Source organism: Marinomonas phaeophyticola, from assembly GCF_026966905.1.
Taxonomy (GTDB): Bacteria; Pseudomonadota; Gammaproteobacteria; order Pseudomonadales; family Marinomonadaceae; genus Marinomonas; species Marinomonas phaeophyticola.
Genome location: NZ_JAPUBN010000013.1, coordinates 439233 through 465633, shown reverse-complemented (window position 1 = coordinate 465633; position 26401 = coordinate 439233). Strand labels below are relative to the sequence as shown.

Annotated in this window: 22 protein-coding genes, 1 tRNA gene and 2 pseudogenes; 16 read left to right on the top strand and 9 right to left on the bottom strand. The window is 40.2% G+C overall.

The annotated features are described in order from the left end of the window. A complete protein-coding gene (locus O1D97_RS08350; RefSeq protein ID WP_269124616.1) occupies positions 1–2424 on the bottom strand; it encodes a transglycosylase domain-containing protein in 2424 nt (807 codons plus the stop codon). A 141-nt stretch (positions 2425–2565) separates the two neighbouring features. Here O1D97_RS08350 and O1D97_RS08345 point away from each other — a divergent pair, with 141 nt between their 5' ends. The 8 genes and pseudogenes from O1D97_RS08345 (at position 2566) to O1D97_RS08310 (ending at position 11311) form a co-directional block, all read left to right on the top strand. Next, positions 2566–2931, top strand: a complete 366-nt coding sequence (locus tag O1D97_RS08345) for a Rieske (2Fe-2S) protein (protein WP_269124614.1) — start codon at positions 2566–2568, stop codon at positions 2929–2931. Continuing rightward, complete coding sequence (gene modA / locus O1D97_RS08340) at positions 2915–3685, top strand: molybdate ABC transporter substrate-binding protein (protein WP_269124613.1); 771 nt, start codon at positions 2915–2917, stop codon at positions 3683–3685. Before O1D97_RS08345 ends, modA begins: the two co-directional genes overlap by 17 nt. Positions 3686–3697: 12 nt before the next feature. Next, a pseudogene (gene modB, locus O1D97_RS19885) lies at positions 3698–4383 on the top strand (molybdate ABC transporter permease subunit). A gap of 4 nt (positions 4384–4387) precedes the next feature. Beyond that, positions 4388–5497: a molybdenum ABC transporter ATP-binding protein gene (modC, locus tag O1D97_RS08330; RefSeq protein ID WP_269124611.1), complete on the top strand. Its 1110-nt coding sequence runs from the start codon at positions 4388–4390 to the stop codon at positions 5495–5497. Positions 5498–5608: 111 nt separating this feature from the next. Beyond that, positions 5609–6586 carry a nucleoside recognition domain-containing protein gene (locus O1D97_RS08325; RefSeq protein WP_269124609.1) on the top strand — a complete coding sequence of 326 codons (978 nt, stop codon included), beginning with the start codon at positions 5609–5611 and terminating at the stop codon, positions 6584–6586. A 308-nt stretch (positions 6587–6894) separates the two neighbouring features. Further along, positions 6895–7341 (top strand): purine-cytosine permease family protein, encoded by a 447-nt coding sequence (locus tag O1D97_RS08320; protein ID WP_269124607.1) that lies wholly within the window; start codon positions 6895–6897, stop codon positions 7339–7341. Positions 7342–7370: 29 nt separating this feature from the next. Continuing rightward, positions 7371–10406 (top strand): hybrid sensor histidine kinase/response regulator, encoded by a 3036-nt coding sequence (locus tag O1D97_RS08315; protein WP_269124605.1) that lies wholly within the window; start codon positions 7371–7373, stop codon positions 10404–10406. Further along, complete coding sequence (locus tag O1D97_RS08310; RefSeq protein WP_269124603.1) at positions 10403–11311, top strand: response regulator transcription factor; 909 nt, start codon at positions 10403–10405, stop codon at positions 11309–11311. Before O1D97_RS08315 ends, O1D97_RS08310 begins: the two co-directional genes overlap by 4 nt. 64 nt (positions 11312–11375) lie before the next feature. On the opposite strand, the gene rarD is transcribed toward O1D97_RS08310, so the two are convergent. Further along, entirely contained in the window at positions 11376–12272 is an 897-nt protein-coding gene (rarD, locus tag O1D97_RS08305) for an EamA family transporter RarD (RefSeq protein WP_269124601.1), read from the bottom strand. Positions 12273–12482: 210 nt separating this feature from the next. Between rarD and O1D97_RS08300 the strand changes: the two genes are divergently transcribed. The 5 genes and pseudogenes from O1D97_RS08300 (at position 12483) to O1D97_RS08275 (ending at position 16213) form a co-directional block, all read left to right on the top strand. Continuing rightward, complete coding sequence (locus O1D97_RS08300; protein ID WP_269124599.1) at positions 12483–13439, top strand: aldo/keto reductase; 957 nt, start codon at positions 12483–12485, stop codon at positions 13437–13439. 10 nt (positions 13440–13449) lie between these two features. Next, positions 13450–14438 (top strand): annotated as a pseudogene (locus O1D97_RS20005) (TauD/TfdA family dioxygenase). Positions 14439–14744: 306 nt separating this feature from the next. Next, complete coding sequence (locus O1D97_RS08285) at positions 14745–15209, top strand: c-type cytochrome (protein WP_269124596.1); 465 nt, start codon at positions 14745–14747, stop codon at positions 15207–15209. 96 nt (positions 15210–15305) lie between these two features. After that, positions 15306–15632 (top strand): hypothetical protein, encoded by a 327-nt coding sequence (locus tag O1D97_RS08280; protein ID WP_269124594.1) that lies wholly within the window; start codon positions 15306–15308, stop codon positions 15630–15632. Then, positions 15629–16213, top strand: coding sequence for a c-type cytochrome (locus O1D97_RS08275; RefSeq protein WP_269124591.1), 585 nt, complete (start codon positions 15629–15631; stop codon positions 16211–16213). Before O1D97_RS08280 ends, O1D97_RS08275 begins: the two co-directional genes overlap by 4 nt. 82 nt (positions 16214–16295) lie before the next feature. Here O1D97_RS08275 and O1D97_RS08270 read toward each other — a convergent pair whose 3' ends face one another. The 6 genes from O1D97_RS08270 to O1D97_RS08245 form a co-directional block, all read right to left on the bottom strand. Beyond that, the gene (locus tag O1D97_RS08270; protein ID WP_269124589.1) at positions 16296–16826 is read right to left on the bottom strand and encodes an RNA methyltransferase; all 531 of its coding nucleotides are present in this window, start codon (positions 16824–16826) and stop codon (positions 16296–16298) included. A 183-nt stretch (positions 16827–17009) separates the two neighbouring features. Beyond that, positions 17010–18962, bottom strand: coding sequence for a methyl-accepting chemotaxis protein (locus tag O1D97_RS08265; RefSeq protein ID WP_269124588.1), 1953 nt, complete (start codon positions 18960–18962; stop codon positions 17010–17012). A 660-nt stretch (positions 18963–19622) separates the two neighbouring features. Continuing rightward, entirely contained in the window at positions 19623–19982 is a 360-nt protein-coding gene (locus O1D97_RS08260) for a hypothetical protein (protein WP_269124586.1), read from the bottom strand. 56 nt (positions 19983–20038) lie between these two features. After that, positions 20039–21199, bottom strand: coding sequence for a hypothetical protein (locus O1D97_RS08255; protein WP_269124584.1), 1161 nt, complete (start codon positions 21197–21199; stop codon positions 20039–20041). Positions 21200–21789: 590 nt separating this feature from the next. Further along, positions 21790–21866, bottom strand: a tRNA-Ile gene (locus O1D97_RS08250). Between the two features lie 74 nt (positions 21867–21940). Beyond that, entirely contained in the window at positions 21941–22858 is a 918-nt protein-coding gene (locus O1D97_RS08245) for a helix-turn-helix transcriptional regulator (RefSeq protein WP_269124581.1), read from the bottom strand. 147 nt (positions 22859–23005) lie between these two features. On the opposite strand from O1D97_RS08245, the gene O1D97_RS08240 reads away from it, so the two are divergent. From O1D97_RS08240 to O1D97_RS08230, 3 genes are all read left to right on the top strand, one after another. Beyond that, positions 23006–23536, top strand: a complete 531-nt coding sequence (locus tag O1D97_RS08240; RefSeq protein ID WP_269124579.1) for a peroxiredoxin-like family protein — start codon at positions 23006–23008, stop codon at positions 23534–23536. 202 nt (positions 23537–23738) lie between these two features. Continuing rightward, positions 23739–24974: an ATP-binding protein gene (locus O1D97_RS08235; RefSeq protein ID WP_269124577.1), complete on the top strand. Its 1236-nt coding sequence runs from the start codon at positions 23739–23741 to the stop codon at positions 24972–24974. 15 nt (positions 24975–24989) lie between these two features. Then, positions 24990–25520, top strand: coding sequence for a response regulator transcription factor (locus O1D97_RS08230; RefSeq protein WP_269124576.1), 531 nt, complete (start codon positions 24990–24992; stop codon positions 25518–25520). Between the two features lie 39 nt (positions 25521–25559). Here O1D97_RS08230 and O1D97_RS08225 read toward each other — a convergent pair whose 3' ends face one another. Continuing rightward, positions 25560–26393 carry a phytanoyl-CoA dioxygenase family protein gene (locus tag O1D97_RS08225; protein ID WP_269124574.1) on the bottom strand — a complete coding sequence of 278 codons (834 nt, stop codon included), beginning with the start codon at positions 26391–26393 and terminating at the stop codon, positions 25560–25562. Positions 26394–26401 lie beyond the last annotated feature (8 nt).

Sequence of the window (26401 nt, the reverse complement as noted above, 5' to 3'; positions counted from 1 at the left end):
TTAAAATGGCCACAAGCAAGATGTTTTTGTTTGTGGCTCAGTACCTTCTAAAAAACTGAGCGTTTCTTTGTTATCACATCGGTCAGCGGCAATAGCAAACTCATCTAAACTAACCTGAAAGCGTTGAGCACCTTTAGGGAGCGAAAGCGTTAATGATTTTGGGTTTAATTGCTTCATTAAATCAACCCATACTTTTTGTGCTCCTGTACCACCTGTAATGCTTAAAGATTTATTATTATCATCCCCCAACCAAACCGTTGTAGCGTAATCACCAGTAATCCCAACAAACCAGCTATCCCTTTGGTCATTGGTTGTTCCAGTCTTTGCCGCAAAACGTAAATTTGGAAACTGAGATTGCGCTCGCCTAGCGGTACCAACGGTCGATACTTTCGTCATACCATCAAGTGCCGTCGCTAAAACAGCATTGGTAAAAGGCACGCTTTTATCTGCAGTAAAGTCTTTTAATATCTCACCTTGAGCATTCAACACACCCGCTACAATACCGAGTTGAGATGACTGACCCATAGAAGCGATCGGTTGATAAATTCGAGCGACTTCAAAAGGAGACAATTCTAAGGACCCCAATGCAACCGCAGGTCGCATAGTAAAAGGCCTTTCTACACCTAATTGCTTTAGACCTTCACCTAAACGGTCAAAACCCATTTTTTCTGCTAAATCTAACGTCGCTAAGTTATAAGATTTCGCGAGTGCCAAGTACATAGGAACAGTACCATGAACTTGTTTATCATAATTTTCAGGTTGCCAAATATCCTTACCTACTTTATAACGTTTTTTCACGTCCTCTAATGGCGACAACCAAGTAAATCGCCCTGAGGATAAAGCCAGCATATAAAGTGGTGGCTTAACCAATGAACCAATAGGCCTTACAGCCCCTAACGCCCGGTTAAAACCACTATATACAGAACCGCTGGAGCCAACAATAGCCTTCACTTGACCATTCTGCGTATCCGTTACGACAATAGCCCCCTGTAATCCTTTTAACTTTTTATCCTGTTTCTCAAGTAATGCAACCTGTCGTCTCATGGCCTTTACCGCGGCTTCCTGAGCCCGCACATTAAGTCCGGTATACACCTTGAGGTTCTCTGTCGCCAATACCTGCTTATCAAAATCTTTCGCTAGTTGAAATGAGACTAAATCTAAATAATCGCCAAATAAAGATCGAGACTTTTGCTCATCAATAACACGTAAAGGTATCTTTTTAGCACCATTCAGCAGCTTTTCGCTAAGTAAATTCTGCTCATAAAGCAAATTCAATACCACATCACGACGAGCTTTAGCCCTTTCAGGGTTACGATTTGGGTTGTATAAGGAAGGTCCCTTCACCATACCGACAAGCAAAGCGTATTCTGCAATATTAAGCTCATTAATGGGTCTACCAAAAAAGTGCTTACTGGCGGCCGCAAAGCCATGTATCGCTTTGCTACCGAATTGAGCAAGATAAATTTCATTTATATAAGCCGCTAATATCTCATCCTTAGAAAAACGACGCTCTAACAAAACGGCCATAATCACTTCAGTTAATTTACGGGTATAGGTTCTCTCAGAAGATAAATACATATTTTTTATTAATTGCTGAGTGAGCGTACTGCCGCCTTGACGTCGCTCACCTTCAACAAAATTTACCCACACAGCTCTTGCAATTCCATTCAAGGAAATACCAAAGTGACTGTAAAAATTCCTGTCTTCTACGGCTAATAAAGTTGTGATTAATGTTTGAGGTATTTGCTCAGAGGTTAAAATCTCTCGACCTTCCGTATTACCACCATAAAGATGACCAATCAATTGTGGCTCTAATACCGCTTTCGTTATCGAGTCACCACTGACGGTTTGAATAGACAACAAGCCATGATTAAAAGAGAAGATACGACGCGCACTTTTGTGAAACCCCGTATGATCTTTATAAGACCTCAAGTGAGCGCTGATTTTTGTTTTACTGCGAGCCGCCCAACCGACTTCCTGACTATTACGACCAAATCGATAACCGGCTTCCGTTAATAAAGCTTCTAAATCTTGCTTGTTCCAAGGGTCGCCCGATTTCAAAACAATAGGAGCACTGTATACTTCAGATGGAACGTGCCATTTTTGGCCCGAAAAAGTTTTCACCACCTCATGGTCAAGCCACCAAACCCATATAGCAAAAGGAATAGATAGGAGTAATCCAGCAAGAAAACATACTTTAGTAAAACGGAATAGCATGCGTTTACAGAACGCAGAAAAAGAGGTGTTTTTCTTGTTTCTTTTTGAGGTAGACGGCTTTTTTTTCGTCTTTACTTTCGATGGGGTCGACTTTCTAGAGGTCGATTTTGCTTTATTGCCTGTGCTTTTCGTCGAAGGTCGACTTTTTGAAGTTGTTTTTTGCTCTGTCATGGCTGCGAGTATAATGATGACAACAAAACTTGGCAATCTCTCTTACAGACTAAACATTTTATTTACAGTAATCGAAGATTATAAATCGCTATTTAATCTCAATAGAGTTTCAGAGAAGGCGGGTATTTATGTTAGATTACCCCTTGAACTTCTTCAAAAAACACACGAAAACAGCTGATGAAAAAATACTCTCTCTGCTCCATCGATGAGCTAAATACCCTACAAACAAAAGGCATTAACGTGCCTCACCCGACTATGGGGCCCATTAGCATCATGGTAATAAAGCAAGGGACAGATTTTTATGCCTATATAAATAAGTGTCCTCATAGAGACGTCAAATTAGCATCCCATCAAGAGGATTTTTTTGATGAATCTGGAACCTTCATACAGTGCTCAGAGCATGGTGCGCTCTTTTTACCAAAAACAGGGGAATGCATTACTGGTCCATGTCAGTTTCAATCCTTAGAAACCGTCGCCATTACAATTGAGAATGAAGCCATTTTTTGCGATCTAGAGGCACTGAGCAATGAAGATTCACCCTAAAAAGTATGCAACCTTGTTATTGTTTCTGTTGCCCCTCCAAGCCTTTGCTGAAACGGCACTCATTGCTGTCGCTACCAACTTTACCCCTACCATGAAGGCCATTGTGACCGCTTTTGAAGAAGACACGCCTCACAGGCTTCAGGTCTCATTTGCGTCATCAGGTAAACTGTACGCTCAAATAAAAAATGGCGCTCCATTTGATTTACTTCTCTCTGCCGACCAAGCCATTCCCCAGCGTTTAATTAAAGAGGGAAATGCCATGTTAAATAGTCAATCCACTTATGCCGAAGGTAAGCTCGCATTATGGTCTAATGATAATACTTTGATTGATAATCAAGGCGCTGTCCTTTATAGCAGACACTTCCATAGGATCGCCCTAGCCAATCCCAAACTTGCACCTTATGGGCTAGCCGCGACTCAGGTATTAGCCAAGCTAAAGTTAACGAAAAGCACCTACCCTCTTTGGGTTCAAGGCGAAAACATTGGTCAAACATACCAATTTGTTCGTAGCGGCAATGCGGAAATCGGGTTTGTTGCATTATCTCAAATTCAAATTGATCATGAAATTAAAGAGGGCTCATTTTGGATCGTCCCACACCACCTTTATGACCCTATCAAACAAGATTTAGTGGTTCTAAAAAAGGGGGAAGGTAACCCTGCAATAAGCGATTTTTTAGATTTTTTATCATCCCCAAAGATACAAAAACTCATCGAAAGCTATGGTTATACGGCTAGTCTACACTCATCTTCCTAATGGCATTTACATATGATTCTAACAGCAACGGATTGGTCTACTATTTTACTAACTCTACGCTTGGCCAGCATAGTAACGTTACTTTTGCTATTGATAAGTATCCCTCTAGCTTGGTGGCTAGCTAGAACCACATCGATATTCAAAGGCCCGATCAGTGCCTTAGTCGCCTTACCTCTGATTTTACCCCCTACAGTAATTGGCTTTTATCTGTTGTTACTTTTGGGTCCAAATGGCGCTATTGGACAAGGGATGCAAGCATTAGGACTGAACTTACTCCCCTTTACATTCGAAGGCTTAGTGGTGGCATCCTTGATTTATTCTCTGCCTTTTGTTGTTCAACCCATTCAAAATGCCTTCGAGTCCATTGGCCATAGGCCTTTGGAAGTGGCGGCGACTCTTAGAGCATCACCATGGGAGAGTTTTTTTATGTTGCCCTCCCTTTAGCCAAACCCGGCATACTCACCGCAGCCGTATTAGGATTTGCCCATACTGTTGGCGAGTTCGGTATTGTACTCATGATAGGCGGTAACATTCCGCAAGAAACACGCGTTATTTCTTTGCAAATATACGATCATGTCGAAGCGCTCGATTACACTCAAGCGCACTCGTTATCGGCTATCATGATGCTCTTCTCTTTTGTCGTTTTGCTTATTCTATACAGTCGCCCTAAAAGTATGGCGTTTAAATATGGAGCCTAAATAAGTGACCACTAGTACTATAAAGCCTGCGTTTATTATTCAGTTCGATTTAACACTGGCAGAACACCGCTTTTCAATAGATCTAAGTTTGCCAACTAAGGGAGTGATTGGTGTTTTCGGAGAGTCTGGTTCTGGTAAAACCACTCTACTTAGGGTCATTAGTGGTTTACAGCCCATAAAAAATGGCACGATTTACTTTAATCATCACTTTTGGCAAGAACAAGAATCCACTCTTCCTGTTTATAAACGTCCTATTGGCTACGTTTTCCAAGAAGCCAGTCTATTTCCCCATTTAACCATTAAAGGCAATCTGGAATTTGCAAAAAAACGAGCCTGGCCATCCAACAATCAAGCTCAGACACTCAATACAGACACGATTCACCGACTATTAAATATGGATGCATTACTTCATAAATGGCCAAGTCAATTATCTGGCGGGGAGCGACAAAGGGTAGCCATCGCTAGAGCACTAATGATTAACCCCAGCTTATTGTTGATGGACGAGCCTTTATCTGCTCTTGATTATGATCGTAAACAGGAAATCTTATCCTATTTAGAAAAATTAAAAGAAGAACTTTCGATTCCTATTATCTATGTGAGCCACTCCGCATCAGAGCTCTCTCGATTAGCCGATTATTTAGTTATCATCAATAAAGGGAGCGTTCACACTCATGGGGAAATCAATCAAGTTCTAACCCAACCCCATTTACCTTCCTGCTTACAACAGGATGTAGGCGTTATTTTACAAACTTATGTCCAGCAGAAATCACCTTCAGACGCACTGCAAGCGGTTTCTTTTTCCATGAATAACGTAAACACACCGCTCTGGGTAAAGCATACTAACGCTCTTATCGGTGAGGTTCTTAGAGTGCAAATTTTTGCAAAAGACGTGAGCATTACCTTATCTAAATCCATAGACACCAGCATTACTAATATACTTCCAGCAGAGATACTTTCTATACAGGAAGATGCTGACCATATGATTCTCATTACCTTAAAAGTGGAAAACACACAAATACTTGCAAAAATAACACAACGCTCCTGCGAAAATTTGGCTCTACAAGCGGGACAAATGGTTTGGGCGCAGATTAAAGCTATCGCGGTTATTGCTTAAACAGTTTAGAAGCACCAAAATGGCGCCCTTGAAAATTCAATGTGGATATTCATTAAAAACATAGGGTGTTTTACACTAGCGCCATCATTAATTATATTTATAGGACAAAGGATGCATTCCTTAAAAAATGAAGTTACCCAGTTAATTCGTGAAATTTTCACCATAACGATCACTCTCTTTAAAATAATGATTCCCGCCATCATCATTGTAAAAATCTTGGTGGAACTGGGTATCGTACCTTATGTCGCTTGGGCGTTAGAACCCTTCATGTCTTTTGTCGGATTACCAAAAGAAGCGTCTATCATTTGGGCGGCGACCATGCTGACCTCTAATTACACTGGCATGGTGCTATTCTTCCAGTTCTTTGAAAATGAACCAATTACTGTGGCTCAGACCACCGTATTAGCCTCTATGATGTTAATGGCACACAACATGCCGACAGAATGCGCCATTGCTCGCAAGGCCGGTGTAAAAGTCCTTTACGCCGTAACCCTAAGAATCGGGGCTGGCTTTTTAATTGGCTGGATATTACACCTTCTCTATACAAAAACGGGCATGTTACAAAGTTCTAACCAGTTAATCTGGACTCCCTCTGAAACAGATGACAGTTTAGTTGGCTGGATAATGCAACAGTTAGAATCATTATTCTATATTTTCGTAATGATTGCGGGCTTGGTAACCGGACTCAAAATACTTAAGCTTATCGGAGTCGAAGCTTTACTAAAATCCCTACTCAGCCCATTCTTAAAAATAACAGGAATTCATAAAGACGCCACCAGCTTTACGTTAGTCGGTATGACATTAGGGTTGGCATTTGGAGGGGGTCTACTCATTAATGAAGCCAAGAAAGGCGTCATTAAAAAGAAAGATATTTTCCTTAGCCTATCATTACTTTGCTTGTGTCATAGTTTGATAGAAGACACTATTCTCATGTTTTTAATTGGCGCCGATTTAACCAGTATTTTAGTGTTTAGAGTGATTTTTTCTTTTGCTCTGATGATAGTCATTTCTCAACTATTTAAACGGTTACCTGACAATAAACACCATCATGTTGTTGTCTCTGTCACTCAGCAACCCTCGTTAAAATAGCCCCTCACGCTTTTAGCTAAATGGCTTAGCTTTTGGAAGACCGCTGCCATTTAGCTAAACACTCATGTTGTCTCTTTTATATCTACCCTCCCCCTCTTTTTTCACATCACAAAAACCGGCGTTCACTTTCTTCCTCTGGAGATGGCACATTATATGCTCGAGTACAGGCGAGACTCTAAAAAAGTAAAAAAAGCCATTCACCTTAAAATCACTTTATTTTTTTGCTTTTTAATGGTGCGCACCAATACAAAATGCCCCAATTTGTTTCTTGCTAGCCTTTTTAAATGATCAAAATAAAATGGAAACACATGGCTGCTTCACAAAAAATTTTCAAAGTTAGGCGCTATTACAATCGATGGGTAGCCGACCAAACACTAGAGGATTATTCATTACGCTATACAGCTCAAAGCGGTCGAAAAATGAGCATAGACAGAGTAGCCAAAACCGCTCTTGGTGCAACCGCCTTCTTGGCATTAGAAGGTCTCGCCGCTGCGGTTACTCTTAGCTACGGTTTCATCAATGCCACCGCCGCGATTCTTACGGTATTACTGGTTTTCTTTATCACAGGCTTCCCCATTGCTTACTATTCCGCCAAACATGGGTTAGACATTGATTTATTAACTCGTGGAGCAGGGTTTGGCTATTTAGGGTCGACCATTACCTCATTAATCTATGCGACCTTTACTTTCATTTTTTTGCCATTGAAGCCGCTATTCTTGCATCAGCCTTGCACGTCCTATTCGGAATTCCCTTAGCCCTAGGCTATCTGTTATGCGCCATATTTGTGATACCGATTGTAACCCATGGCATTAAAGCCATTAGTCGGTTTCAAATTGGTACCCAGAGCTTATGGTTGATTTTACAATGCTCAGCTTTGTTTGTGGTTTTGTATTTTGAATACGACAAGATAGAAGATTGGAGTAACTACTCCATTACAGGCCTAGAGAACAGCCAGCATTTTGATGTACTCCTTTTTGGTGCGGCCGCATCGGTCTTATTTGCATTAGTTGCTCAAATAGGAGAACAGGTCGACTACCTACGATTTATGCCTGTAAAAACCCAAGAGAACAAAAGAAGATGGTGGTTTTGGCTTATTCTAGCGGGTCCAGGTTGGGTCATAGTGGGCGCTATAAAAATGCTATTAGGGTCATTCTTAGCCTATCTAGCCATACAACAAGGTATGACTATGGCACAGGCGTCTGATCCAACACATATGTATCAAAGGGTCTTTCAATTCCTCACTAATTCACCTCAACTTTCATTAATTATGGCGGCGACCATGGTTTTCATTTCTCAAATGAAGATTAATGTCACCAATGCTTATGCGGGTTCCATCGCTTGGTCAAACTTCTTTTCACGCTTAACCCATAGCCACCCAGGACGAGTTGTTTGGCTCATTTTTAATGTCACCATAGCCTTGCTGCTGATGGAGTTAGGGATATATCAAGCCCTAGAAGCGGTTCTTGGGGTCTTTGCTATTGGAGCTATCAGTTGGTTAGCCTCGTTATCAGCCGACTTATTAATTAACAAACCATTAAAGCTAAGCCCATCTTACGTTGAGTTTAAACGCGCTCATTTATACGATATCAATCCGGTTGGTACTGGCTCTATGCTAATCGCTACCAGCTTAGGTTTGATTTGCTATCTGGGCGTCTTTGGAGAAGTGGCTAAAAGCCTTTGCCATTTCGTCAGTCTTATCGCCTGCTTTATTTGTGTCCCTTTGATCGCATGGTTAACAAAAGGTAAATATTACCTTGCTCGCCAGTCCCCTGAGCTGCTTCCTTTTATAGAAATTGAAAGCAAAGGCAGTCAATACAAAATTGTCACTTGCGGAGTCTGTGAAAATCAATTTGAGCAAGAGGATATGAGTTTTTGCTCCGCGTACATGCAACCTATTTGCTCACTTTGCTGCTCTTTAGATGTTCGCTGTCTTGATCATTGTAAGCCCCAAGCCAGAGTATCTGAGCAAGCTATTCACTTTATGCACCTGTTTCTTCCCCATAAAGTGGTCAAATTAATCAATTCCCGGCTGGGACGCTTTTTAAGTTTATTATCCACTGTGAACTTGATTAACGCCGCACTAATGTCTTTGATTTATCATCATATGAAACCGGCTTCTCCCTCTGAAGAAATACTACTACAAGAAACCATGTGGACCCTGTTTTTCACCTTGTTAATTGTTTCTGGTGTCTTATCTTGGCTGTTTTTATTAGCTCACGAGAGCCGAGTAGTCGCGCAGAAAGAATCCAATAGACAAACGCGCAAGCTCATGAAAGAAATTGAAGCCCATGAGAAAACGGATAAAGAACTGCAGAGAGCCAAAGAAACAGCGGAAAGCGCTAACGCGGCAAAAAGTCGTTATTTAACAGGAATAAGCCACGAACTACGTACACCGCTGCAATCCATTATTGGCTATGCCCAATTACTTTCTCAAAAAACAGAAACACCAAAACAACATCAACATGGACTAGCCACTATTCAGCGTAGCGGAGAGTATTTAACGGATTTAATTGAAGGGTTATTAGATATATCAAAAATAGAAGCCGGTCGGCTTGAGCTCTATCGAAATCAGGTTAATTTACCAGAGCTCATTGAACAATTGGCTAATATGTTTTCCATTCAAGCAACGAGCAAAGGCATACAATTCCATTATCAGGTTCTCTCACCTCTGCCTCAGTTTGTTATTATCGATGAAAAACGGTTACGCCAAATTCTGATTAACCTTCTGTCTAATGCGGTTAAATACACAAAAGAGGGCCAAGTACACTTTAATGTCAGCTATCGAAATCAAGTGGCTGAATTCAGTATTGAAGACACAGGTCCAGGTATACACCAACACCTTTTAGATAGAATATTCGATCCATTTGAACGGGTCAGAGACACCAACACAGCAAACCTACCTGGTACGGGGTTAGGTCTCACTATAGTGAAATTACTCACGGAAATCATGGGAGGAGACCTAAATGTAAATAGCCAACCAAACGCAGGCAGTCAATTTAAGGTGAATCTCATGTTGCCTTGGGTAGCCGTTGAAACCATACCCACTAATAAGCAAAAGCGCATTGTCGCTTATGAAGGCTATCAACGCACTCTTTGCATTGTTGATGATGATCCTATTCTAAGAGGCTTATTGGCCGACGTCTTTGTCCCATTAGGTTTTACAGTACTAGAAGCTCACAGCGCCGATGCTTGCTTATCCATTGCGGCAGATACTCAGCCAGACTTATTTCTTTTAGATATCTCCATGCCAGGCATGTCAGGCCTTGAGTTAGCCGATATATTGCGTCAGCAGAAGATTGCAAAGCCCATTATTATGCTATCAGCAGACGCTCAAGAAAATCATCCCTTAAAACAGAATCAAAAAAGTTATGATGACTATCTAGTAAAGCCGATCAGTAATACTAAATTATTAGAGAAAGTATCAGAATATCTTGAAATAGACTGGGTGTATCAGGAAGGTAAATCCCACACTAATGATCTTTCTCATTTAGCACAACCCACACCTTTACAAGCAAAGGCTCAACGTTTGTCCAAAGGTAACAGCGGTCCTAGAGAGAATATTGTTAATCGGGAAAGCGAAGACTGCAATTACTTCATTCCTGATGACCCGCTCATTCTTGAATTAAAAGCCTATGCAGAGATGGGTTATAGGAGAGGGGTAAAAAATGCACTGAATACGATTGAATCAAATGCATTGCTACATTCATCAACACTAAAACAAATTCACTTGTTTGATGAAAGCTTCCAGTTTGAGGCATTAGTTAACTTCATTGAGCAACATATTCAGCCCGACCAAACAGAGGAAACAAAAACCAAATGAACCCTATTACGCGGCGTGACATTGTATTAGTTGTTGATGATTCCGCTGATGCACTCAGCTTAATAAACGATACTCTTGAAGAGGTAAATATGGATGTACTCGTCGCTTTAGAAGGCAAACAAGCCCTTACTATTGCCAAAAGAATTAGACCAGATATCATTCTATTAGACGCCATTATGCCCAATATGGATGGCTTTGAAACCTGCCAAGCGCTCAAAAATGATTCCGATCTAGCCTCCATTCCAGTCATCTTCATGACAGGCTTAACAGACACCGACAGTATTGTGAAAGGACTCGAATCTGGAGGGGTAGATTATCTCACTAAGCCTATTACCCCGAATGAACTTTTAGCAAGAATGAAAGTACATTTAACCAATGCTAGACTGACGAACAGCGCCCAATCGGCTCTCGACAGTACAGGACAACATCTCATTACGGTTTCAGAAAACGGCCACATCCAATGGGCAACTCCACAAACATACGCTCTGTTTGCAAAAGCAAAAGCATCAAAAATTTGGCAACAAACTGAATTTTCCCCACAGGTTCAACAGTGGCTAGCACACTCACCAGGTGCGGGACATCAATTAAGTCTATTAAATATAGAGTACCCATTAAAAGTAACCTGGGTGAGCCGCCAAACTAATGGTGACCTTTTACTTAGGTTAGAAGATGGTCTTAAACCAACAGGCGCCAGCCTTCTAAAAGAGCAACTTGAATTGACAGAAAGAGAATCTGAGGTACTTAATTGGATTGCAAACGGTAAAAGCAACAGAGATATAGCTCTTATTCTAGAAATGAGCCCTCGAACCGTGAATAAGCATCTGGAGCAAATATTCCCTAAATTAGGAGTAGAAAACCGTACCGCGGCCGCGGCCGTTGCGCTCAAGGTAATGGCAACACATTAAAAGAAGATAGAAAGCATCTGCACCACTTTCTATCTCATGGTTATCCAAGCATAACTCAGCAAGGTTATTTCTTTCTAAATGAATCAATAGAAAAAAGCACTAATCCCATCCATATAAAAGCAAAAGTCAGTCCTGTTTCAAAATGAAAAGGCTCACCATAAACAAAAATAGCCAATCCAAATAACATACTAGGAGAGACATATTGTAAAAAGCCTAATGTACTTAATGACACTCGTTTTGCCGCGGCAGAGAAGAGCAACAGCGGCAAGGTTGTAATTGGGCCTGATAACATCAACAAGAGCCACACAGATCCTTCCCTGTTGAGCGGTCCACTGCCATCACTCACCGCACCATCCGCCATACTACCTTGAAGTAAATATCCCATTAACAAAAGAGCGAAAGGCAAGAGCATTGAGGTTTCTAAAAATAATGACGTAAAGCTGTCCGTTGGTGTTTTCTTATGCAAATACCCGTAGATACTAAAAGATAAGGCCAGTACGATAGAAATCCATGGCAAATAACCAAGCACAAAAATTTGTATACAAACGCCAATTAATGCAGAAGCCATTGCAATATATTGCAGCAACCGAGGCCGCTCATTTAGAAAAACAATCCCTAAAGCGACGGTCATCAAAGGGTTAATATAATAGCCTAAACTAGCGTCTAACATACGATTAACACTAACCGCATAAATAAAAACCGACCAATTTATTCCTATTAAAAAGGTGGTTCCCAATAATGTTAGCAATACCGTTCTATTAGAAAAAACGTCCTTAACCTTTGACCATTTCCTCATCAAAGTAATGATAACGGTTAATAAAATGACCGACCATAAGACTCTATTAGCAACAATGTCCAACGGGTTCTCATTCGCAACCCATTTAAAATAGACCGGAGTGAGTCCCCACAATAAGTAAGCAGAAAGAGCAAGAAACACACCAGAACGAGGGCTTGAGATCATCCATATCACCTTAAAGTAAAAGTCAGTCGCAAAAAATACGGCCTACACAAATCCGTAGGGGGGATGGATTCTCTCATAGAGTCAGATTCAAAAACAGTAATAGAATCCATTGACAACGCCTCTATAAGCATTCATTATCCATATCACTACATAAGTCTTATATAAGACCTAATCAATTCATGTGAAATTCATTTCCAGAAGGAACATAAAATGCCATCTAATATTCCTGCCGTTGGTTTCGGACTTTGGAAAGTACCAAACGATGTTTGTGCTGAAACCGTTTATCAAGCCATTAAAACTGGCTACCGTCATATTGACAGCGCCAGTGACTACGGTAATGAAAAAGAGACAGGGGAAGGCATTAGGCGCGCAATTGAAGACGGCCTTTGTACTCGTGAAGAACTTTGGGTCACCACGAAATTATGGAACACTTATCACAACCAAGAAAATGTGGTTCCAGCATTAGAATATTCCTTAAACGAATTACAGCTAGATTACGTTGACCTATTTCTAATCCACTTCCCTATTGCTCAAGAGTTTGTTCCTTTTGAAACTCGCTACCCTGCGGCGTGGTTCTTTGACCCAGAAGCAGAAAATCCAGAAGTAAAATTAGCGCCGGTTCCATTAAGTGAAACATGGGCGGGTATGGAAGCCACTGTAGAAAAAGGACTAACCAAAAAAATTGGTATCTGTAACTATACCTCTGGTTTACTGCATGACTTGATGAACTATTCAAAAATCAAACCTTCTGTATTGCAGATTGAATCACACCCTTATCTGACACAAGAGCGCTTAATTCGTTTAGCAAAACATTACAACTTAGAAGTAACGGCTTTCTCTCCACTTGGTGCGTTGTCTTATCTTGAACTGGATATGGCGGGTGCTCAAGAATCCGTATTAGAGCAAGCAGCGGTTAAAGCCGCAGCAGAACGAGTGGGTCGTACTCCGGCTCAAGTCGTTTTACGTTGGGGTGTACAGCGTGGCACTTCTATTATTCCAAAAACAAGTAAGCCAGAACGTATGATAGAAAACCTATCGTTGTTTGACTTTGAATTAAGTGAAGAAGAAATGAATGCTATTTCCGCATTAAATAGCAACCGTCGCTTTAACGATCCAGGGCATTTCTGTGAAGAGGCCTTCAACACTTTCTATCCTATTTACGATTAAGGAGTAAGGTATGTCTTCAACTATCCACTTCGCTCAAGTAGAAACACAACATCAATATGATGGTTTGGATTTTCCAAAGATCGTGGCTAATAACGACAAAATCGAGTCCATCGATCTTGCTTGTGAATGGGTTAATGCTAACTTAGAACAATTGAAACAAGAGCTAGCTCAATCTGGTGTTGTTTTATTTAGAGGCTTCCCTCTTCACAGTGCGGAAGATTTTGACAAGTTCTCTGCTGCATTTGGTTATGAAGGATTTACTTATAAAGAGTCCTTATCTAACGCGGTTAGAATCAACTTCACAGAGAGAGTGTTTACCGCAAATGAAGCACCTAAAGATGTAGAGATTTTCTTACATCACGAAATGGCACAAACCCCTATTTCTCCAGACAAACTCTTCTTTTTCTGCTTATCTCCAGCAGAAAAAGGGGGGCAACGCCAGTATGTCGTTCTGACCGTCTATTTAAAAAGATGCAGGAAGTGGCTCCAGCATTGGCGGATGCAATGGAAACAAGAGGCTTAAAATACACCACTACTATGCCAGGGGAGAATGATGAAAATTCTGGTCAAGGTCGTAGTTGGAAAAGTACTTTAGGATGCGCAGACGTTGCGGATGCAGAAGAAAAACTACGTCAACTAGGTTATTCATGGAAATGGCAAGAAGACGGTAGCTTAAAAGCAACGACACCAGTCCTACCTGCCGTAGTTGAATTAGATAACGGCATTAAAGTTTTTTACAACCAACTGATTGCCGCTTATATGGGCTGGAAAGGAGTAAGAGAAAATCCAGCAAGTGCTATTACTTATGGCGATGATAGCTTGATCGAAGCGTCTGACCTTGAGCTAATCAACAACCTATCCTCTGAATTTACATTTGATGTTGATTGGCAAACGGCTGACATGGCTTTAGTGGATAACCATATGGCAATGCACGGTCGTCGCCCATACAGTGGTGAAAGTAAACGCCAAGTATTAGTTGCGTTAGGTAAAAACGACTAATATAGAACGGCTCTGCCGATATTTTCGACACCTTTAAATCTTGTACAGTTCTATCTGTTACGGAGGTAAGGTGTCGAGAATGTTCGCTTTCTAACTCCCTTATATTAAAGATCACTTAAAAATAGCCTCTCCTTTTTAGTTGATAATGAATATCATTTAATTGATTTTATATTTTCTATTCCTTTTTTGGTCTACTATTATTAAACAAATTCTCTCATCGTGTTATTTAAAGTAAGTTGGGTCTTAACCCTTAATGTAATATCTGCTATGTTGATTTTTTACCTTTGACATCACATGGAGTTTATTATGAAAAAGACTTTAATCGCTTTACCTATTATGCTTTCGTCACTTTTAATTGGTGCAGGTTCTGTAAATGCGGCCGATGTAGATAAAGCCATCGAAATACGTCAATCCTACATGAGCATGATTGCATTCAATGTTGGTATTGTAGGTAATATGGCAAAAGGAAAAACAGAATACGATGCGGATATCGCACGTAATGCGGCACAAAACCTAGAATTACTTTCAAAAATAAACTATCAATCCATGTGGCCAGAAGGCTCTAGCAATGCGGATGTCGATGATACAAGAGCCAAAATGGAAATCTGGACAGATACGGATGGCTTCACTGAAAAGCACAACAACTTTGCTAAGAGCGCACAAAATCTAGCCAGCATTGCTGACAAGGGACTAAACAACCTTAGATCAGGAATGAAAGATATCGGCGGTACCTGTGGTAGCTGTCATCAAGGCTTTAGAATAAAAGACTAATTTTTAGCTTATTAGCCGTCACTAAAGGGTGAAGCTCTACCGCCTCACCCACTTCATGAGCTTTTTCTACTGCCATACTATTTATAGGTATTTACCATGTCTACTTGGCTTAATATTGGCGCCGCCGCTGTGATTACAGGAATCACAGCTTTTTGGATCATCACGGACCCAAATGCTCCTATTTCAGATAAACAAGTATCACAGCTCACTGGCAATACTCAAAGAGGTGAGCAGCTTTTTAATATTGGCGGTTGCTTGTCATGCCACGCATCTAAACCGACAGAAAACGACTCTGATAGCGTTAAATTAGCGGGGGGAAACGCTTTAAAACCGAATTTGGAACCTTTATCGCACCAAATATTTCGCCTGATAAAAAAACTGGAATTGGCGCTTGGAGTAAAGCGGAGTTCGCCAATGCAATGAAACATGGGGTATCCCCTGAGAATGAACATTACTATCCTGCCTTTCCTTACACATCTTATGCCAAAATGACACTACAGGACCTTGTTGATTTAAAAGCATATTTGGACACCCTACCTGCCGTGAATCAGCAAAGTGCCGAGCATGAATTGGCCTTTCCATTTACCATAAGACGAGGATTAGGAATTTGGAAACAACTCTACCTCAATGATCAGTACATGGTCTCATTTGATGAATCAAGTGACGAAATACTCCGTGGTCAATACCTAGTTGAAGGACCAGGTCATTGTGGAGAATGCCACACTCCAAGAAGTACATTTGGAGGCTTGGAATCTCAATACTGGCTAATGGGAGCCGAAAATCCCAGCGGTAAGGGTAGAATACCTAATATCACCCCTCATGACTCTGGTATATCAGAATGGTCAAAAGCAGACATTGCCGAATACCTAAGCTCCGGCTTCACTCCCGAATTCGACTCTGCAGGTGGAGAGATGACAGAAGTAATTGAAAACCTTGGAAAATTACCTGAAGCGGATAGAAACGCTATCGCGGCTTATCTGAAAGCCTTACCTAAGCCACTCTAGCCGTTATTTCACATTATAAGTATAAGACCCAGATACACAACACACAGAAAAACGCGCTATAAATACCTAGGACCTTCCATAGTTAAGCGCGTTTTTTTACTTTCACATTATTATTAATGTCTTTGCTTTTACGAATCAGTTCATCACCTGCGTTCGCTCTGGATGATTTAGCCAATCGATCGTACAAAAGTACATTAACCGATGCCGCTAAGTTCATGCACCCAGTCGTCGGTACAAATACCACAAAATCAGCTCTATCAACCACTTCCTGCCCAATCGTATTGTCTTCAGGACCGAAAATATATAGCGCTTTTTCAGGATGCTCAAACGCTGGTAGAGGCGTTGCTCCTTGAATTAAGTCCACACACACAATTTTTGTGTCCTCATCTACCGCATCAACCAATGTATCAACCCCTAATAACTGAATATTGATTAAGGGAATAGAAACTCTCGCCTTTTTCGTATCGGTTGTTAATTTTGCGGCTCTATCATATCGGCGACCCGTATATAAAACTTGGTCCACATCATAACAGCCAGCCGCACGCATTACGGAACCGACATTTGAAGTGCTTTTAGGGTTAGTTAAACCAATACTCACGAATTCGTTTTTCATCTTCATCTTTATTTTTTAAACATACTAGATCATAAAAAAACGCCTCTTGATCGGTTGCACTTAACAGTACCCCAAATAAGAGACGTTTTGGATTTTCTACAAACGGCCTGCTATCAGTTTATCACAAGCGTTTCAACAAACCTTTCAAATAGGCAATAATTACCTTCTCTCTGCTCCAGTTAACTAACTTGATTTAAAACGAGAAACCAATTCTTCTAGATTTTTAGATAACTCGCTCAAATTATTTGCTTCACGCTCTACTTCTTCAGAAAGATCCTTAGAAGTGCTGGCACCATCATGAATATCCACCACATTACGATTAATCTCTTCACCTACTAGGTGCTGCTCTTCTGCTGAAGCCGCTATTTGAGTCGTCATGTCTCTAATGGTTAACACAGAGGCCATAATGGACTCAAAAATGGTGCTGGTTTGCTGCGTTGATTCAACCGTCTCCGTTGCATGTGACATACTGCTGTATAATTTTTCAGCAACCTGCTCCGTTTGTTCCCGTAGCCTGTTAAGCAATTTATCCACTTCTTCTGTTGAAACAGCCGTTCTTCCCGCTAGAGTTCGAACCTCATCCGCTACGACGGCAAAACCACGGCCTTGCTCACCTGCTCGAGCCGCCTCAATGGCCGCATTCAAAGCAAGTAAGTTTGTTTGTTCAGCAATCCCACGAATAGAACCAAGAATAACGGCAATATTTTTAGATTCTTCAGACAATACGGCCATGGCGTCGTTTGACTCATTCAAAACCTGCTCTAATGAAGTAACAGAGCCCACCGTTTTTTGAATTAATTGATGACCTTGCTCCACCTGTTGCTGGCTACTATCCGCCGCCGCCGCTGCCTGAGTACAGTTAGACGCTACTTCGTTCGCTGTCGCAACCATCTCATTAAATGCGGTGGATACTTGATCTATTGCGTTCACTTGTTGAGTAACCACCCCATGCATCTGTGAAGACAAACTTCTTGAATGATCCGAACTTTTTCTTACATCGCTACTGTTATTTTTAATTCGCCCTACCAGCACATTAATTGATCCTACAAACTGATTAAATGCACCCGCCATTAACCCAGATTCATCTTGGCTATTAATATCTAAACGACGGGTTAAGTCACCTTCACCGGAGGCAATTTCTTGCAATCCATTGGTTATTATCGTCATTGGCTTGGTAACGATATTCACAATAACAAAACCAATAATGACAAATATAATCACCATAATAATCGCAATAAGAACAATATATCCAGTTAAGCTATCCGCTTGAGCATACACTTCATCTTCAGCAACAAGACCAATAAAATGCCAACCTAATGCAGGAGATTCATACTTATTCGCAATCCAAGATTCGCCATTTAATTTAATCTTCAATAGACCTGAGTCGTGATCGGATAACCGTTTATGCGCATCACTAACATCACTAAGGGCTTTAAAATTATTAGTAGGGTTAGAAGGGTCTGCCAATACTTTGCCAGTATCTTCTATCAGCATGACATAACCCGCTTCGCCAAATTTTACATTCTTCACCATATCAGTGAGCTTGCCCAACGTAACATCGACACCGATGGTTCCAAATGCTCCGTTTTTCCCTTCAAAACGAACCAAGAAATCCTGTAAAGGGGTATTTGTTTGCAAATCCGCATAAACAGGAACACGTACTGGTGTCGTGGAATTAATACTGTCCTTATACCAAGGGCGAATACGTGGGTCGTAATTTTCTCCATTCTTGCCTATCGGCCATTGTAAGTAGCCCCCATGGTCCATACCTAAATAGACATACGCTAAATCTGGACGGGCTTCACCAAACTCTTTCATCATTTGGTAAGCGGCTTGCTCAACTTTACTATTTTTATCAGGCGTCATGGTTGCCGCCTTTTTATCCATGTATGTCATAACGCTTGTATCGAGCTGCTTTATAACGGAGCTTTGAGCTAGGTATTGAGCATCTTCCGCGAGACCATTCAAATACATAGAAAAAGCACTGTCAATGTGAGCAATTTCAGCTTGGCTATTATTTTCAAATGCCTCAAGAGCGTTATCTCGAACATTGACAATAACTAAAGAAGAGATAATGACCACTGGCAACAAAACACTTGCCACTAAAGCGAATAAAAACCGTGTCTTAATATTCATTAATACTCCAAAAAACGAAAAAAATATTCAAAAAATACTCGAGAATAATATTTATTTTTCAAATCGAAAAATAAATATCAGCATAAACATTAAAAACTGTATTCATAATCATGGTTATTAATAGAGCATTTGTTCATCTTAACTATAAATTGAATTAAAGGAATCAAACTATCATAGTTTAAACTAATGCATATCCAAATATAGCTCAATAAAAAAAGAAACTAAATAATGAAGTATTATTAATTTGATTACTTTATATTGACGCTATCCTTTTTTAGTGGATACGCATATCAATAGCTGAAATCGCATCAACTCAACTTCTACAGATAATCAATAAAATGCCACTCTCATTAATTACTATACATGTAAGTAATAATGATATGTTGGTGTCATATCCTGCATAAAACATCAAAATACTATTGACATACAAAGAAATTGAAATATAGAGGACCTCTCATCCACCAGACATGAACATCATTTCTAATAGAGTCTTAAATTGAGAAGTAATTCGACGACACATGGCATTTCATGCAGGTAAATAAAATAAGCCCATGTAAGCTTTTCTTAGAATAGAAAATAACCAACACAGGCTTTGAAAATAACACAGTATGAATAACCTAAGATAGAGTCCGCAGGTCAATCCTATTCATTGAATAAAACCTAAAGCCCACAATAGGCTCTTTCTAAAATAATTGGGACTCCAATTTCTTCGAGCTGAGCTTCTGTTAAGTTTGAATGAGCTATAGCCTCAGCCATCTCAAGCGTATTACGCTTTGAATACAAGCAAGCATTATCAGCGGATTGATATTGAACAACAACACCAAGACAATAGCCAGCACGGACACTTTCTGCTAATGATGTGCGTAAAGGCGCTAATAACGTTTCTTCTCCATTCTGATCATAAATGTCCACAACTTCTCGACAAGAACTGACTAAAAAAGCAGCGCCTTTTGACACAGGAATATCGTTACGAGAAAAGTCACTTCGAGCTAGGACAGCATTACTCACAACAAAAGACATTAAAAAGGACATTAAACCCAAAAAATACGAGTAGTTATTTTCATTTTAATACCCTTTTACTGTTTATTATTAGTGTTTGAAGAATCAGTACTAGGATTTTCTGTACTGTCCGCAAGAAAATCAGCCAGCGTTGGGGCCTGCTTACTTTCTTCTATAGGAGGGGTCTTTAATTCTGTCTGAAGCTTTTCCACACTTTTTTCTACCACTTTTTTATCAGAAGGATCATCTCGTTCTAGTTGCTTACTGTCATTGACCTCATATTGCAGGTCTACTTCAATTTCTTTTTTTGGCTCTTGCTCATCTTCCTGATGATTTTTAAGAGCATCATCTTGGCCGAAAACGTTTTCAATTTCACTTTCTGAAATCGGCTCAATTTCTTGTTCAAGTTTTTCTTCAAGCTCTGATGAAGTACTTTCAGTGTCTTGTACATGCAAAGATTCAATATCTTGTTCCGATAACTTATCTGAAGACGGTTGTTCTGTGTGTTTATCAATATCCTTATCGACTTCTTCAGTACTTTCCCCAAGAGCCAACTCAAGAGCAGTTACTGGCTTGGCGTTTTTTTCTTCTTTAGCAATTCTTTTTCTTTCTTTCCATGTAAGTTTTTCTTTTTTTAATGGCTGTGGATTATCTAGGTTCTGTTGAGGCTCATTATTAGTGCTTTTACTCGGGACCGTACCAATCGCTTTTTCAAGTTCCGATTGCTCAACTGGTTCAGGCTTTTCAGTAAGCCAGCCAAGTTTAGGTAATGGAGTAAAGGAGTAAATCATAAACGTGTAAAACATACTGCAGGCAAAATACAATAAATCGCGATTAGTATCGAGATCACTCATACCTATTTTACCAATATCAAGCTCACCCTGCTCTAAAATCAGTATAATCAAATGCACTGCATAGGCCGCAAAACAGAAAGTCACTGATAAAGCTGACACAAAGATATAACGCTTAAAGCGCTTCCAAAAAGAAAGCCCAGCCAATTTACCTCGCATAAAGAAGCGCAAAGAGACAATGAGAAACGCAGCAAAGGCTAAAAGTTCTAAACGATCGATTTCAGTATAACTAAGCTTACCTTCAAATGAGCCCAAGACATAACCAGCCAAACTTAAGCCAAATAGGCAAAGCGAAAACACATATAATACAATGTGCATTCCTGCAGAAACAATATAACCCAAGGCAAGGTCTAATAGACCCAAGAGACGTTTTATCGACGAAAACATAGAACATTAATCCTTAAAATCATCAGATATATTTTAAAAAAACGAGTACAAAAAAACAAACATTTAAAAGCACATTAATCACAGCATTATCCCATATAATCAATCATTTATAGCGGCATTTCTGCTTAAATTGTCAAATGACGATGAATGCGAGCAAAAAATCACGAAAAAAAGTCAAACGCTTTTTTACTTAAGTAAGCGTTAGAAAACGCAACCATGCACAGTCAACACCTTGATATTATCAGAGAATCTGTTCATTTGTTTATAAATGAATCAGAAAAACAAGGAAACAACAAGCCAACTCCTGCAAAAATGGAACACAGCATTGGTCTCGATGCTTTTTTTAACACTTATATTAGCTTGTGTGCAATTTTTATGTGAAATCATCCTATCCTTTTCCTATTAATATGAAGGTATATTAATAGGTCTGAATTCAAACTCGAATTAAGACAAACTAAATTAAAGTGTCCACACGTGAGTATTTCTTAAGAATACTGGATAAAAAGGATGATATTGAGGTACATAAAGTTCGAGGACTATCTAGAGAACAAAAAGGCGTAGCAAGTATTAACCTGCTACGCCTTTAAATATGGTGGGCCTGGAGTGACTTGAACACTCGACCTGCCGATTATGAGTCGGATGCTCTAACCAACTGAGCTACAGGCCCTAAAACGGAGGGCATTATATCGATTGTATAGCGAAGTTCCAAGTAATAATTTGATTTTTTTTACTTTAAATTCATTAGATTGGAAATTTATCATGCTTATTTCGAATGATAGGCATTGTCCAGCTTGCTAGAGCACCTCTTTGAATCTCTCCAGGAGATTGCCCTACAACTTTTCTAAAAGCTCGACGAAAAGCCGTTTCGCTTTGATAGCCCAGCTGTATACTTAAATCAGCTGTTTTCGCTCCTCTTTGTAATTCCTGACAAGCCAGCCTCATACGCCATAATGTTAAATACTCCATGGGAGTATGTCCGACCTTTTCTCTAAATAGACGATTAAATGCACTTCTAGACATGCCTGCAGTTAATGAAAGCAAATCTACTGACCAGTGTTTATCAGGACGATCATGAATCGCAACCAACGCCCTAGCTAATTTGTTATCCGATAATGCGGAAAGTACACCGAAATCCAATCGCTTTTGCTGCATAAGCAAACGTAGAAATTGTACTAGCATGGCTTCAGCCAAACGCTCCGATACCACCTGATAACCACATCGTTTATGATCGAGCTCTGTTATTAAAACCGAGAAGATAGGCATCAAAGAACTAGAAATATCATCTTCCCCTCTTAATGCCAATATACGAGAACCCGTATCTAAAAAGGGGTTTAGATCAACATGACCAAATTCATACTCACATAACACCAAAGATACATTCTGCCCTTTTAAGGTCAAGGTCTCTCCGGATGCAATCCACAACAAACTCCCTTCAGAAAAATACTCTTCATCAACAGCGTGTTCAGCAGAATTTTCTGATGCACCTAAAGGGGTTAACACTTTAACATTCTCTACTCTGACGTGCGCGGAACATAGTTGAACTAAATAAGCATTTTGTGGGTCTAGGGAGATAGAAGTATCGAGCTCTAAAAAGTCAACATGTTGAACCCGTTTTATTTTTGGTCGAAACCGATTAAGTACTGCAGAAAGGCGATCCATAAAATCCTAATAAAGCTAAATAATATTGGAATAATTACACGATCTGCTACTAATAAAACACTAAATGATGCAGAAAAATCAAATAAAGAGGTTATGATAGCCATCTATGAAGCCATACCACAATAATTAACTATTTGGAGCACACACATGACCGTTTTAAAAACTCGCACTAAAACACCGGAATTGAACATTGAAACCTTGAGCGGCCCTTGGTCTTTAGCAGAACAAAACCCTACTAACTTCACCATGATTGTGGTGTATAGAGGATTACATTGTCCTTTATGCAAAACCTATCTTGCGGAACTCAATAGAATGAGTGCAGAATTTGCTGAAGCGGGCGTTTCTGTGCTTGCACTGAGCAGTGATAACCAAGAACGCGCTCAAACAGCGATGGATGAATGGAAACTTCCAAATTTAACATTAGGCTATGGGTTAACACCTGAACAATCACAAGCTTGGGGGTTACATCGCTCAGCAGGACGTGGATTAACAAGTATTGGTATTGAAGAACCAGCTGAATTTACTGAACCAGGTTTGTTTTTATTAAGAGCAGATGGCACTTTATACTGGAGCAACATCAGCACGATGCCATTTGCTCGCCCTCATTTCAAAGAAGTGTTAGGTGCAATCAACTTCGTTGTGGCAAACGATTATCCTGCGCGCGGGGAGCTTATCTAGTAACCTTGTTCATAGCGATTACGATAGCTTATCAACCACTAGTAAACATAGGTTTTACTAGTGGTTTTTTTCAACTAATCTACTCAATAAACTGATACATTCTACGTCCTCCACTTCTTATATATAATTCTTAGAATAAAAATCCACTCCTGTAGACTAACGTCTATAATACAAATTAGTTAATTAAAATAAGGAGTGAATCATGCTTAATCCGGCTCTCGAACCTAGGCACAATTGGAGAATATTGTTACAGCTTCGAGCTATCACAATTGTGGGGCAAGCCGCGGCGATTCTATTCCTATTTTTATTTTTCGACGACTATACAAACGTAGCGGTAATGAGCGCTGTTATAGCTATTTACGCATTGATCAATGGGGTACTCTGGATTCAGTTACGTAACCCAGAATTACCTGGTAATACATCCTATTTTTTGCAGTTATTACTTGATGTGGTAGAACTTTCCCTCATGTTTTACTTTAGCGGTGGCGCCACTAACCCCTTCATCTTTTATTTTCTTGTCCCTGTTAGCATTGCGGCTGTGGTGCTACCGTTAAAATACGTACTCTCCTTGTCTATAATCTGTACTTTGGCTTTTAGTGTCTTATTGAATTTTTCTCAACCATTACCGGAATTTGATGAGAGCCACATGAATATCACTCTTTCAGAATGGGGTATGTGGTTTAACTTTGCCCTCAGCGCATTATTTATCTCTACTTTTCTAAACCACATTGTTAATCATATGCGACGTCAACAGACTTGGCTTTCACGTAATAGAGAGCAACTACTCCAGGATGAACAAGTATTAGCCATTGCGACTCATGCGGCAGGCACAGCTCATGAACTTGGAACCCCATTAAATAGTATGAAGCTGATTGTGGAAGAGTTAATAGCGGATGCAGAAGAAAATAGCCAAGTTTCCGAAGACGCCTATCAATTAAAAAACCAAATAGAGTTATGCTCAAGAATTCTCCGAAAATTAAGTGAAGAGGCCACGATCACGGCCGATCTCCATAACGAAAACATCGAAGCCAAAGAGTACATCGAAGAAATCATCGAAAAATGGCGGATACTGCGTCCAGAAATAGAGCTTTCTGTTGATATTATGGATGCTCAATCTCCTAAAATTCAAGTAGACACCACACTTAACCAAGCCTTACTTAACTTATTAAACAATGCGGCAGATGCAAACCCAATAGACATTAAATTATCCGTCCGGTGGTCCAAAAGTACTGTAACATTAACAATACAAGACAATGGCCCAGGAATTTCTAATGATGTTCTTGAAAGACTAGGACAACAATTAACCAGTACAAAGGACGGTATGGGGATAGGCTTCTTTTTATCAAATGCCTCAGTTTCTCGTCGTGGCGGTACCGTTGCGTTGTATCCTGTTGAAGAAGGTGGCACCATTACCGAAATTACTCTGCCCGTTATTTAGAATACCGATATAAATATGACACAAAAATTATTAATTATTGACGACGATGCTGTGTTAATTTCCACCCTAAAAAGGGCGATGGAAAGAAGAGGATTAAGTGTCACTACCGCAACAAATGGCAAAGAGGCCATTAAACGGCTACAAGAAACAGAGCAGGATTTTGCTACTCTTGATCTAAAATTAGAAAAAGAATCAGGATTAACCATATTAGAGCAAATTCTTGCCGTGCAACCGAATTTAAAAGTAGTTGTACTCACTGGTTACGCCAGTATCCCTAGTACAGTTGAGGCGATAAAAAGAGGGGCTCAAGATTACCTTTGTAAACCCGCCTCTGGAGATGATATTTTTGCCGCCTTAACAGGAAGCAAAGTGGCGACGGTAGAAATCGCCGAAAAACCCTTATCTGTAGACAGAGTCGAGTGGGAGCATATCCAAAGAGTGATGTCAGAAAATGATGGTAACATTTCAGCGACGGCAAGGGCTTTAGGAATGCACCGAAGAACACTCCAAAGAAAGCTCCAAAAACACCCTTTAGATAATGTGTAAACAACGTCTATTAACCGATGAATATCTTTGAGCTAGCAATCAGCTAAAAGGATCAATTAAAGGATTTAATTTTCCGTCTGCCATTTGCCCTGGTTGTCTATCCGGCAACCAACGAGTCATATCATCTCTACGCCCCTTGTTCCAACGTTCTTGTGGATCTGGGTCTGTGATTATTTTGGTTTCATCTGCATACCAGATAACGGTCATGGCTTCCCGCATCACGTTTGATTGATTCTCTTTTGCCCCATGCAAGCACCAGCCAGAGTGAAAAGTAGCATCTCCCGCGTTCATACCACCATGATTTACTATCTCAAAGCCTTGTTTTTGGCACATGTCACTGAGCATTTTTTCTGATTCATCTGAAATCGGAATATCGCCTAAATAACCAACATTACCGGTTCCACTAGCAAAGTTAAGCGTCCCCATAGTTTCCGTTACATCAATTAATGGCATCCACATAGTGAGAATTTGATCCGTCTCTAGGGGCCAGTAATATTGATCTTGATGCCAAGGAGTCAATCCTCCATAAGGCTCTTTATACAATGCTTGATCGTGATAAATACGAACCTTACTCACCCCCAATAACTTGGCCGCGACACTAGCAAAGCGTTTTGCCATAACAAACTTCGCCACATCAGGGTAATCAGGCCATAAATTCATTATCTGCAAAAACGCCTTGCCATACGTGTCTCTTTCCTCCAATGGTTTCAATGCAAGTTGGCTTTTTCTATCTTGGACGGCAGAGTTAATCGCATGGCGACTGAATTCAATTTCACTCGCTTCACAGACATTATCAATACGCACATGCCCATTTTTACGATAATAATTAATAGATTCTTCTGACACATTCAGAACTTGATCAAAATAGTCCATTCTCAACT